The sequence below is a fragment of the Brevibacillus halotolerans genome, assembly GCF_026891775.1.
Lineage (GTDB): Bacteria > Bacillota > Bacilli > Brevibacillales > Brevibacillaceae > Brevibacillus_B > Brevibacillus_B halotolerans.
Genome location: NZ_JAPTNK010000008.1, coordinates 29,944 through 41,648, shown reverse-complemented (window position 1 = coordinate 41,648; position 11,705 = coordinate 29,944). Strand labels below are relative to the sequence as shown.

Annotated in this window: 10 protein-coding genes; 2 read left to right on the top strand and 8 right to left on the bottom strand. The window is 43.1% G+C overall.

The annotated features are described in order from the left end of the window. Positions 1–27 precede the first annotated feature (27 nt). The 6 genes from O0550_RS11905 to O0550_RS11880 all read right to left on the bottom strand — a co-directional run bounded on the left by O0550_RS11905 (position 28) and on the right by O0550_RS11880 (position 7,117). Positions 28–735 (bottom strand): ABC transporter ATP-binding protein, encoded by a 708-nt coding sequence (locus tag O0550_RS11905; protein WP_003335679.1) that lies wholly within the window; start codon positions 733–735, stop codon positions 28–30. 12 nt (positions 736–747) lie between these two features. Next, positions 748–1,524 carry an ABC transporter ATP-binding protein gene (locus O0550_RS11900; RefSeq protein WP_003335680.1) on the bottom strand — a complete coding sequence of 259 codons (777 nt, stop codon included), beginning with the start codon at positions 1,522–1,524 and terminating at the stop codon, positions 748–750. Positions 1,525–1,537: 13 nt separating this feature from the next. Further along, positions 1,538–2,821: a branched-chain amino acid ABC transporter permease gene (locus O0550_RS11895; RefSeq protein ID WP_258426475.1), complete on the bottom strand. Its 1,284-nt coding sequence runs from the start codon at positions 2,819–2,821 to the stop codon at positions 1,538–1,540. 9 nt (positions 2,822–2,830) lie between these two features. Continuing rightward, positions 2,831–3,778 carry a branched-chain amino acid ABC transporter permease gene (locus tag O0550_RS11890; protein ID WP_258426401.1) on the bottom strand — a complete coding sequence of 316 codons (948 nt, stop codon included), beginning with the start codon at positions 3,776–3,778 and terminating at the stop codon, positions 2,831–2,833. Between the two features lie 155 nt (positions 3,779–3,933). Continuing rightward, a complete protein-coding gene (locus O0550_RS11885; protein WP_258426400.1) occupies positions 3,934–5,103 on the bottom strand; it encodes a branched-chain amino acid ABC transporter substrate-binding protein in 1,170 nt (389 codons plus the stop codon). A gap of 247 nt (positions 5,104–5,350) precedes the next feature. Beyond that, a complete protein-coding gene (locus O0550_RS11880) occupies positions 5,351–7,117 on the bottom strand; it encodes an adenine deaminase C-terminal domain-containing protein (protein ID WP_258426399.1) in 1,767 nt (588 codons plus the stop codon). Between the two features lie 142 nt (positions 7,118–7,259). On the opposite strand from O0550_RS11880, the gene O0550_RS11875 reads away from it, so the two are divergent. Beyond that, a complete protein-coding gene (locus O0550_RS11875; protein WP_258426398.1) occupies positions 7,260–7,742 on the top strand; it encodes a YgaP family membrane protein in 483 nt (160 codons plus the stop codon). A 130-nt stretch (positions 7,743–7,872) separates the two neighbouring features. On the opposite strand, the gene purD is transcribed toward O0550_RS11875, so the two are convergent. Both purD and purH read right to left on the bottom strand, forming a co-directional pair. Beyond that, a complete protein-coding gene (purD, locus tag O0550_RS11870) occupies positions 7,873–9,162 on the bottom strand; it encodes a phosphoribosylamine--glycine ligase (protein WP_258426397.1) in 1,290 nt (429 codons plus the stop codon). Between the two features lie 16 nt (positions 9,163–9,178). Beyond that, a complete protein-coding gene (gene purH / locus O0550_RS11865) occupies positions 9,179–10,735 on the bottom strand; it encodes a bifunctional phosphoribosylaminoimidazolecarboxamide formyltransferase/IMP cyclohydrolase (RefSeq protein ID WP_003335687.1) in 1,557 nt (518 codons plus the stop codon). 186 nt (positions 10,736–10,921) lie between these two features. Here purH and O0550_RS11860 point away from each other — a divergent pair, with 186 nt between their 5' ends. Continuing rightward, entirely contained in the window at positions 10,922–11,632 is a 711-nt protein-coding gene (locus O0550_RS11860) for an NAD-dependent epimerase/dehydratase family protein (protein WP_258426396.1), read from the top strand. The last annotated feature ends 73 nt before the right edge of the window (positions 11,633–11,705 follow it).

Here is an 11,705-nt window from a genome sequence, read left to right as displayed (position 1 = left end):
GTAGATTTCAAGGTTTTTGTTGCTATTCTATGCCAAATACGCCTCTCTCACCTGAGGATCTGATAGCAGATTTTTTGCATCATCCTTCAAAATGATCTCACCCGTCTGGATGACATAGCCTCGGTGTGCAATGGCAAGTGCCTGATTTGCATTCTGCTCGACCAACAGGATGGTCATACCCTCTTGATTTAATTCCGTGATGATCTCGAAGATTTGCTCAACTAAAATGGGAGCTAATCCCATAGATGGCTCATCTAACATCAGAATTTTTGGCTTCATCATTAATCCACGAGCGATAGCCAGCATTTGCTGTTCACCACCTGACATCGTGCCACCTTTTTGAGATACTCGTTCTTTTAAGCGTGGAAAATAATGAAAGGCTCGTTCGATACCCTCTTCCATCACTTTTTTATCCTTGATAGAAAAGGCCCCCATCTCCAAATTTTCCTTCACTGTTAATTTTGGAAATATCCGCCTTCCCTCCGGAACATGAGCAATTCCTAATGCTGAAATTTCATGCGGTTTTTTACCAGTAATAGCTTGCCCGTTAAATAACACTTGGCCTTCTTTGGTTCGTACTTGACCACATATGGCTTTTAAGGTAGTTGACTTTCCAGCTCCATTAGAACCTATAAGAGTTACAACTTCTCCCTGCTCTACCGTAATACTTAGACCTTTTAACGCATGGATGCCACCGTAATAGGTATGAACCTCCTTCAATTCCAATAATGCCATCGCTCTTCCCTCCTACGAAGCTTCTGTTGCGCTCTTGCCCAGGTACGCCTCAATTACTTTTGGATTGGTTCTTATGTCGTCTGGAGTACCCTCCGCAATCTTCCTGCCGTAATCCAGAACATGAATATACTCGGACAGCCCCATAACCAGCTTCATATCATGCTCGATTAAAATAATGGTTAATTCCAATTCGCGTTTGAGCTGACGTATGAAGTCTGTCATTTCCACCGTCTCTCTTGGATTCATTCCTGCCGCTGGCTCATCTAACAAAATGATTTGAGGGTTCGTAGCTAAGGCCCTAGCGATCTCTAGCCGGCGCTGCAATCCATACGGCAGGCTTCCCGCGGTTTCATTAGCAATCTGTTCAATCCCTACATATTCAAGAATTTGATAAGCTTCAATTCGTGCTCGTTCCTCTTCTTCCCGTACTCGTTTTGAATGAAACAAAATTCCCAGAAGACCAGCTTGCAGGCGTCCATGCTGCCCAATCATTACGTTCTCTAACGCCGTCATTTGTTTGAACAGTCTGACATTTTGGAATGTCCGTGTAATGCCTCGGTTTGCTATTTGATCAGGTTGAAGTCCTTTAATACTCTTTCCATTTAGGACAACATCCCCCTCGTCTGGCTCGTAAAAGCCTGTCACCATATTAAAAAAAGTGGTTTTACCTGCCCCATTTGGACCGATGACTGCCGTGATGCTTCCTTTTTCAATATCAATCGACACGTCTTCATTAGCTACCAGACCACCGAATTTCTTAGTTAAATGTCTCGCTTCTAACAATGCCATGCTACTCCCTCCTCTAACCTACTTTGTTTCGTCCAGTCAGCTTAGCAAGAATGCCCTGCCGTTGTTCAACCTGAGCGTGATTTTTAATGGACTCCATATTTTCTTTCCTTCTTTTTGCTGGAATTAAGCCGTTTGGACGATAGAGAGCCGCTACTACCAGCAGAATTCCAAACACCATCCGCTGTAGCTTAGACGGGTCTAGCTGACTGGGTAGATACAGGATTCCTGCCTGAGATAGCTCATGTAAATAATTAGATAGCTCTTTTAAAATTTGAACCTGTAGCAGTGTCACAAACGTTGCACCTAAAATAACGCCAGGAATGCTGCCACTCCCACCTAAAATAACCATTACCAAGATGCTAAATGACTCCATCAATGTAAAGGAGGTAGGATCAATAAAGGTTTGCTTTGCCGCAAAGATAACTCCCACTACCCCTGCAAAGGATGCTCCTGTAGCAAATGCCGCTAATTTCGTTTTTAACAGAGAAATGCCCATAGACTGCGCTGCCAGCTCATCTTCACGAATCGCAATCCATGCCCGCCCTAGTTTGGAATGCTCCAAGCGAATGTTGGCAAATACAATCAATAAAATCACCACGAGCACAATAAAATAGAAATGAAAAGCATCAGAAAAGGGTTCACCCCATATCTGCGGGGCATTAATAGAAGTTATCCCCTGAGGTCCATTTGTTATATTGATTGGCTTATCCAAATTATTAAAGATTATTCTGATAATTTCGCCGAATCCTAAGGTAACAATGGCTAGATAATCTCCTTTTACACGGAGAACGGGGAGTCCTAGCAGAATTCCAAAAATGGCCGCAACCAGCAAACCAACCACTAAAAATGCCCAAAACCACTCTCCACTTAACGGGAACAAATCTCCCGGAATAAAATGATTAGCCTGTGCGGTAGCAAATATGCCATATGCATATGCTCCAGCGGCAAAAAAAGCAATATAGCCTAAATCCAATAATCCTGCAAATCCAACCACAATATTTAAGCCAAGCGCCATCGCTACATAAATACCGATATTGGTCGCCACTTCCATATAATAGCTGTTATCATAAGCAAGTAATGGAATAAGACCAAACAGCACGAATACCCCTAAAAACACTTGTGTCCATTTATTCGTATTCGTGTAGTAAATGAACAATACGGAAAAAATGAGCCCCACAAAGCTTGTTACCGATTGCTGTAATAAATAAAGGGCTACAGAGCATACTACAATCCACACCAGCGTAAGAGGAAGCGGGATTGGTTTTTCCTTTGCTAGCACATTTTTAAGAGTTCCCATTTCTTTCACCTACACTTTCTCTTTTACGGCTTCTCCAAGCAGACCCTCTGGTTTGAACAGAAGCACTAGAATGAGAATGGCAAAACCGAAGACATCCTTATACTCTCCACCGAAGGCTCCCCCTGTTAACGGCCCCATATATGCACCAGCCAACGACTCAACCAAACCAAGAAGCACTCCGCCCAGCATCGCCCCTCTGAGGTTGCCAATCCCGCCTAATATAGCAGCAGTAAAAGCTTTCATGCCCAAAATGAAACCAATGAAAGGATCAATCGTTCCATAGTTTTGTGCAAACAACACACCTGTTGCTCCACCTAAGCTTGAGCCAATAAGGAAGGTTAGCATAATGACTTTGTCCACATTTATGGTCATAAGTGATGCTGTGGATTGATCCTGTGAAACGGCACGCATCGCGATACCCCATTTTGTCTTATTAATAAAAAAGGTTAATGTACTCATCATTACGATTGCTACGATAACAACAATTACAGCTTTGGAGGGAACTTGAGCAATTCCGATATCGATTTTTCCAGGGAATAAAATCGGTCCTGTTAAATAAAAGGTATCCCGATGAAGCGCTTCTGCAAAACGAACGACATCCTGCAAGAAGAAGGACACACCAATAGCAGATATCAACGGAACCAGCCGCGGGGCATTACGTAGAGGTCGATAAGCAACCCGTTCAATCCCCACACCCAATAAACCGGTTACGATCATACTGATAACGAGAGCAAGAACAAGAGCTAAAAATGGATTCATTCCTTGCAATACACCGTTAGCATCCATAATCAGCAGCACTTCTGTTCCGACAAAGGCTCCCACCATAAAAATTTCTCCGTGGGAAAAGTTAATAAATTCCAATATTCCATAAACCATTGTGTAACCTAGGGCTACAACTGCATACATGAAGCCGAGGGTAAGTCCATCGACCAAAACTTGAGGTAGGATCTGCCACATGTACATTCCTCATTTCTTTATATTTTTATTTTTACTGTAAATGCAGATCATTTTCCCTAAAAATAAATAGGGCTTTTCCTCAATCATTCACAAAAGAAGGGCGCTTCTATGTGTCGTCCCCTTACTACAACAGTAGAAAGCGTCCTTTGTAATTCCTACTCAATTTTGCCTACATATGTGGCTTTGCCGTTTTCAAATTTATAAACAAATATCTGAGCGAATTCATTGTCTCCTTTTTCTGTAAAGGTGACTTTGGTAAATTGACCTTGAAAGTCTTTCGTTTTATGAACGGCGTCTAATACTTGCTCTCTGCTAGGCTTCTTATTTCCATTTGCCTTAATAGCGTTTTGTAGGCCGTGCAGTAATACCTTCATCGCATCATATCCGTAAACGGAATAGGCTTCTAGCTTTTTATTAGTTGCCTTCTCATAAGCTTCAGCCCACTTTTTTCCTTCAGCAGTTTGGGTAACGTCCCCCGCTGCCGATGTATAGATCACTCCTTCAGCGGCACTGCCAGCAATCGTCACTAATTCTGAGGAATCAATTCCATCCCCGCCCATAAATATGCCCTGGTACCCTTTATCACGGGCCTGCTTAAATAACAGACCTCCTTCCGTGTAAATCCCTCCAAAGAAAACCAGGTCTGGTTTTCTTGTAACTACTTGATTAACCACAGCACTATAATCCTTTTCCCCTACAGTAATGCCTTCGAAACCCAGTATTTCCATTCCATCATTTTCAAATTGAGCTTTTACTTGGTCAGTTAATCCTGTTCCATACGCCGTTTTATCAGTAATAATGAATACGGTTTTTACGCCAAGCGTATTTTTGGCGTATCTAGCTGCTGCGGGGCCTTGTGCATCATTACGTGCGCAAATGCGATGGACTGTCTTCTTCCCTTCTTCAGTAAGATTGGTGCCTGTGTTAGCGGGAGAGACCATGACCAGTTTGCCAGCTTCATACTTAGAAGAGGACGGAACAGCAACACCAGTATTGTAATGGCCGATCACTCCCAATACGTCCTTGTTTGCAACCAGCAGCTGGGCATTGGTAACACCCTGTTTGGGATCAGCCTGATCATCCTGAGGAAAGAGCTGTAGATCGAATCCCATTTTCGCAAATTCTTCCTTCTCCTCCTGCAACGCGTACCCTGCTCCCTGTTTAATCGCGTCCCCAATGTTTGCGTATGCACCAGATAGCGGGCTTTGTGTAGCTATTTTTATTACTTCTTTTCCGGTGCCTTGGCCTGCCCCTGCACAGCCTGATAAAGCTAATCCAGTAATCAATATGGCGGTCAAGAGTCCCATGCTAGCTTTCTTGTTCATGGAATCAAATCCCCCTTATTTTTCTTCTTTCAACTAAATCAGTGTATTCTCAGATCGTCAGGATTTTGACAACTATAGGGTAGGAAGATTCGTTTTGCGTTAATGATTATTTTTTATTGTAAAATAACTCAGAAAATTTACAAGAAAAAAATAATTTTTATCAGAGCGATTTTACCGCGTCATTGGTACTATTTTACACATCTCAATAAGGAATAGAAGCTTTATTGATAACCTATCAGCCAAACCTTTAGATCGAACTAGCTGGATAAATCATAGTACCTGTCTTCACTTCATAGATTCCAGACTTCGTAAAACGAACAAAGGGTAAATGGGTAGCTGTAAAAAATAATAAGGAATAAATTGGATCATCAAAACGATAGCCACGTGCTCTCATTAAAGTGGTAAAAAGCTCGCTTTTTTCCATGACAAGCTCCATCGGTTCACCTGTCATTTTCCCACCTATAGGCAGGGGCATATGAAATAACACTTCTCCCTTTTCAATGATCGCCACTCCTCCTTTTGATGCTACGATCTCCTGAAGGGCCGCTTTCATGGCTTGTGGATTACGACCTAATACGAGAAATTCTGTGGATGCATGGAAGGAGGTCGCTAATGCTTCTAGTTCAACAGCAAAGCCTCGTAAAATGGCCTTTGTGAGTTGTTTCGTCTTGGGATCAATTAAGACTGCAAGCATCGCGTCCGGTATTTGTATAAGCTCCTCCCAATTATGAATAACAGTTGTTGTATCTAATTTGCTAATAACTGCATTTATCATACAGATGACAGGGAGAGCATCTAAGTGAAGGGCTGGTTCTTGCTCTTGTTCTGGAAACTGAAACCAATGATCAGACACCTTTTCTTCCATGGTGGAGCCAATAGAAATAAACTCACTTAGTTGCCTTTTTGGTATCTTTGCTTTCGCTTGTCCCTCCCCAGCGATGAGAAGACCATTTGCGATAACCGTTTCTGGCGTTGGATTACTTCTCTCTGTAAGCAACAATATATCAGCCAGGCGTCCAGGAGCAATCCCACCTATTTCCGTATCCATTTTGTAATAAGTAGCAGGATTTAATGTTGCCATCACGTAGGCTTCTTCCATAGGCATACCGGCCTCAATTGCCACTCGGATCGTGTAGTCCATCACTCCGTTTCGAAGCATCGGCGCTGTAGCTCCATCTGAGGTAAGCATCATGCGGGGTGACCAAGGTAAGCCTAATTGCTTCCATTCTTTAATCAATTTGGGCAGATCAGGCCGAATGGAGGAATGACGGAGTGTAGCATACATCCCTACTTGCAAGCGATGTAGTAGCTCGTCGGCCGTCATACTTTCATGACAAGCTCCTACACCATGAGCGGCCGCTAAAGTCAATGTATGATAAGAAGCCCCCGGATGGTGGCCCTCTATTCGTTTACCCAAATCCAGAGCATAGCGCATCCCTTCTAACAGCTCTTCTCGCTCATCCAATATTCCTCTCCAATCCGTTAATTCTCCAGCCTGAATCACTAGAGGATGGTCTAATAGCTCCTTTATTCTTTCTCGCTGGAATACTCCTTCTGGATCAGGCAGCGTTTGTGAATCCAGCCTAGCCCAAAAAAATTGCTTCACGGAATGCTTATTTATCTCATCTAAAAGCGAAGACAGCTTATCATAGGGCAACAATTGAAAAAAGAACAAGCTATCACTTACCATCGTCGTAGTCCCTGTCTGCAATGCATAATCAGCTAAGGTGAACGGATTGTACCATTGAAAAGGATGGGCATGCGGTTCGATGTATCCCGGGACGATATACTTGTCTTTTGCATTTATACAAATTGTATCCTGATTTACTAATGGTGCTTTTTCTCCCACATAAGCAATTCGCTCCCCGGACAAGACGATGTCTGCTTGGCGCCAAGACTTCGTATATACATCTAATATGGTACCTCCCGTAATCCACACACTAGCAGCTTCAAGTCCTTTTGCTGTACGAATCATTTGTTTATAAGCCATTTCTGTTAGTTTTCTTGCCCTCACTCATTCCCTCTCCTCTTGTGTTAGCATCGTTATTTACTACTTATATGACTCACTCATGGATCCCTGCTTTTCTGCCATTTTTTCCTTGGGTGGACGATCGCTTCTCAACACAAACTAACACAAGGAAGGAGGCTGGATGAGCATGAAAAAGAATGTTGGTAGGCTGGACGCCTATATTCGTATAACCTTGGGGCTAATCGGGCTAGGGTGCGCCATTAGCAAAATGTCAAATCATCGCTATCGTAGAAAACCTTATGGTCTTTTGCTTTGGTCTGCTACGAAGGTAGCCGAGGGCATCACGCGCTTTTGTCCAATCCTCTTGATGTTTGGTATCAGTACCAGAAAAGAGGATTTAATACGTCAAGCGATGGATAAAATTATTCCGACTGGTCTTTCGCTTTACAACAAGACTAGAGAAGCTACGTCGTCGATGAAAAACCGAGTATCAAAGCGCACCTCCACTGATCATACCCAAACAAATTCTCAGAATGAGCAGGCAACAAACCATAATGCTGAAAACACGCAAGCTGAAGAGCTTGCTCTCAGGGCATTCGAAAGCTTTGTTGAAAGCGAAAAACAAGGGGAGCAAGCACCTTTTCAACCATCTACTCAGGAAAAAGACTAACATCTTGATCAACCCCGGAATAAAAACGCGTCTAATCATGATGCTAAGTAAAATCAAACAAAGGGATCAGGCCACAGAGGCCCAATCCCTTTTGTTTGTTCAATCCACACTACTTGTTCTTTCTGACTGTCTACACCTTTTTAAAAGCTTTATCAGCAATGTCTCTACGATAATGTGCACCTGTAAAGGATATGTTGGCTACAGCCTGATATGCCTTTTCTTTGGCTAGCTGCAAGGAGTCGCCTAAAGCAGTTACTGCAAGCACCCGTCCACCATTTGTTACAAAATGACCAGCTTCTTGCTTCGTACCAGCATGGAATACCATTTCCTGTTTGTCTTCTTGAGGCGAATCAGTTACAGATACATCCAGACCACTTATAACAGCTCCCTTAGGATAATCTCCCGGATATCCTGGTGAAGCCATAACAACCGTAACCGCACTCTGCTTACTCCATTTGATATCTAAATCAGCCAAGGTTCCATTTATTGTGGCCATCACAATATCCACTAAATCCGTTTCCAATAATGGCAGAGTGACCTGTGTTTCTGGATCACCAAATCTGGCATTAAATTCTACAACCTTAGGACCATCCTCGGTAAGCATTAATCCCGTGTACAAAACACCTCGAAACGGGATACCTTCCTTTACCATAGCAGACGCCATCGGTTGAACAATCTTATCTATTATATGCTGTATATCGCTATTCTTTACTTGAGGTACAGGAGCATACGCCCCCATTCCGCCGGTATTCGGCCCTTTATCCCCGTCAAATACCGTCTTATGATCCTGAGAAGGAATCATTGGCTTAACAGTCTCTCCATCAATAAAGGAGAGCAACGTCAATTCTTCCCCGCGCATAAACTCTTCAATAACAACGCGACTTCCAGCTTGACCAAACTTACTATCCTGCATGATCTGACGGATTGCTTCTTCTGCTTCCTCTAGGCTAAAAGCTAGAATGACACCTTTTCCTTGTGCCAGACCGTCCGCTTTAATAACGATAGGCGCCCCTTTTTCTCTTACATAAGCGATAGCAGATTCATAATCGAGGAAAGATTCATATTCCGCAGTTGGAATATTATATTTTTTCATCAGACATTTAGCAAAGGATTTACTGCCTTCCAGCTTTGCGGCTTTTGCACTTGGACCATATATAGGTAGATTACGTAGAGTAAAGAAATCTACAATTCCTCCTAAAAGCGGATCTTCAGGACCTACAATGGTAATATCAATTTCCTCATCTTTGGCAAACTGTGCCAGTGCCGCATAATCTGTCACTTGGATCGGAACGTTTTGCACCAGAGCAGCGGTTCCACCATTACCCGGAGCGCAGAAAATTTTCTCCACTTTAGGGCTTTGTGCCAGTTTCCACACGAGGGTGTGTTCCCTTCCCCCGCTGCCTACTACCAAAACTTTCATTCTATTTGTCCTCCCCTTAATGTTTAAAATGACGGACACCTGTGAAAATCATAGCAATGCCATGACGATTGCACGCATCGATCGATTCTTGGTCTCGAATAGAGCCACCAGGCTGAATAATAGCTGTAATTCCTGCTTGAGCGGCTGCTTCTACTGTATCAGACATTGGGAAAAATGCATCTGAGGCAAGAACTGCTCCCTTCGCTTCTTCTCCAGCTTGTGTGATCGCAATTTGGGCTGAACCTACTCTGTTCATCTGCCCCGCACCAACTCCGATCGTTTTATCTGATGTAGCTAGAACGATCGCATTAGACTTAACGTGTTTGACCACCTTCCAAGCAAACTCTAGTTGAGTTAGCTCTTCTTCACTTGGTGAACGTTCAGTTACGACCATTATAGCAGTAGGGTCAAGGGATTTGCGATCCCATTCCTGGACAAGCGCTCCACCATGCACAGAAGTAATTTGATAAGCTGAACCCAATGCACCTTTATGCTCAGTAGAGGCTATCTCGTCCATCTGAAGTAAACGCACATTTTTCTTTTCCTGCAAAACAGCCAATGCCTCTGGTTCAAACGCTGGGGCAATAATGATTTCTAAGAATACCTCTTTTAGTAGTAAAGCTGTTTCACGATCAATCGGACGATTCGCCGCTACAATCCCACCAAAAATAGAGACGGGATCAGCATCATACGCTTTTTGATAAGCCTGATGAATGGTCACTCCCACACCTACCCCGCATGGATTGGTATGTTTTACGGCAACCACTGCTGGCTCGTTGAATTCAGCCAATATAGCCAATGCAGCATTAGCATCGTTAATATTATTATAGGAAAGTTCTTTACCGTGAAGTTGTTTGCATGCAGCGATATTGCCGCTAGTGGACAAAGCATCTCGATAAAAGGCTGCCTTCTGATGAGGGTTTTCTCCATAGCGAAGCTCCTGAGCCTTTTCATAGGTAACCGTGAAGCTCTCTGGCAATTCCTCGCCTGTTTGTTCGCTTAAATAGCGTGAAATGAGAGAATCATAGGCAGCCGTATGACGAAATACTTTAGCTGCTAGGCGTTTGCGCGTTTCTAAACTGGTGTTTTGTTGTTCGCGGATTTCATTCAACACAAGCTCATAGTCATTAGCATCCACAACTACAGTCACGTATGCATGGTTCTTTGCAGCCGAGCGCAGCATCGTTGGGCCGCCAATATCAATATTTTCAATCGCGTCCTCATAGCTGACATCTGTACGAGAAATTGTTTCCTTAAACGGATAAAGGTTCACCGCTACGATATCAATATATTCAAAACCTTGGGCCGCCATTTGCTCCGCGTGCTCTTCATTATCGCGAACCGCGAGCAAACCACTGTGAATAGCTGGGTGCAGAGTTTTTACCCGACCATCCATCATTTCTGGAAATTGGGTTACCTCCGATATTCCTGTTACCTTAACTCCTGCATCAGCTAAAAGAGTCGCTGTACCTCCAGTTGAAATGACCTCAAAACCTAGCTCGACAAGCTGGCTTGCAAATTCCACCACGCCTGTTTTGTTAGATACGCTAATCAGTGCTCTCTTTTTCCCCACGGAAAGAACCTCCTGACATGTAATTACTCGTTTAACACGAACATTTCAAGCTAATCATATTATAAATGTACGCTTTTTTCAACTTTTTTACTGCTCAAATAGCCTATTACCTTTTATTTACTTTATAATTACCTTCTATCATAATGTTCTTTTTTTTCTGGCAAAAATAGGAGATAATAAGAAAGATTGAAGAAGTCAGAAAGGATTGTTGACATGCTCCAAAAGAAAACAGCCCTTCTTGCGGGCGCAAGCGGACTGGTAGGAGGACATTTACTCACTTTTTTATTAGAAGCTCCCGAATACGAGCGTATTTATGCGGTTGGGCGAAAGGCGCTATCCATTGATCATCCGAAACTCGAACAAGCTGTTCTTTCTTTTGAAAATCTGGATCAATACGCCTCTCTTTTCTCATGTACGGATATCTATTGCTGTCTTGGCACCACACGAAAGAAGGCCAAAAGTAAGAAACAATTTGAGCAAGTTGACTATGAATATCCACTGGCTATGGCACTCCTAGCTAAACAACAAGGTGCTGAAAAATTTCTATTGGTTTCTGCTCTAGGTGCTAATGTACACTCGCTTTTCTTTTACAATCAAATAAAAGGGAAGCTGGAACGAGATATTGCAAATCTACAATTGCCTACTGCCTTGTTCTTTCGTCCTTCCTTATTACTAGGTAAACGTGATGAGTATCGAATTTCCGAACATTTGGCAGGTAAGCTTGTTCCTTTGCTCTCTCCTTTGTTGATTGGCCCCTTAGCAACATATCGTGCTATCCCTGCCGAAGAAGTAGCCTATAGCATGTACCAAGCCGCCCAACAAAGCATTTTCGGAAATCATGTGTACGACTCATCACTTATACATGATATGGCTCAATCACGTTTTTCTACATCCTAATCTACAGTGCAGATACCTGCCTAGTCCCTTGTCACGCATGCCAACATAAACTGATTACTAAGTCGTCAGAGAG

Excerpts from the sequence above, each read along its gene's own strand:
- O0550_RS11905 (WP_003335679.1), bottom strand. The coding sequence starts at position 735 with ATGGCATTATTGGAATTGAAGGAGGTTCATACCTATTACGGTGGCATC.
- O0550_RS11900 (WP_003335680.1), bottom strand. The coding sequence starts at position 1,524 with ATGGCATTGTTAGAAGCGAGACATTTAACTAAGAAATTCGGTGGTCTG.
- O0550_RS11895 (WP_258426475.1), bottom strand. The coding sequence starts at position 2,821 with ATGGGAACTCTTAAAAATGTGCTAGCAAAGGAAAAACCAATCCCGCTT.
- O0550_RS11890 (WP_258426401.1), bottom strand. The coding sequence starts at position 3,778 with ATGTGGCAGATCCTACCTCAAGTTTTGGTCGATGGACTTACCCTCGGC.
- O0550_RS11885 (WP_258426400.1), bottom strand. The coding sequence starts at position 5,103 with ATGAACAAGAAAGCTAGCATGGGACTCTTGACCGCCATATTGATTACT.
- O0550_RS11875 (WP_258426398.1), top strand. The coding sequence starts at position 7,260 with ATGAAAAAGAATGTTGGTAGGCTGGACGCCTATATTCGTATAACCTTG.
- purD (WP_258426397.1), bottom strand. The coding sequence starts at position 9,162 with ATGAAAGTTTTGGTAGTAGGCAGCGGGGGAAGGGAACACACCCTCGTG.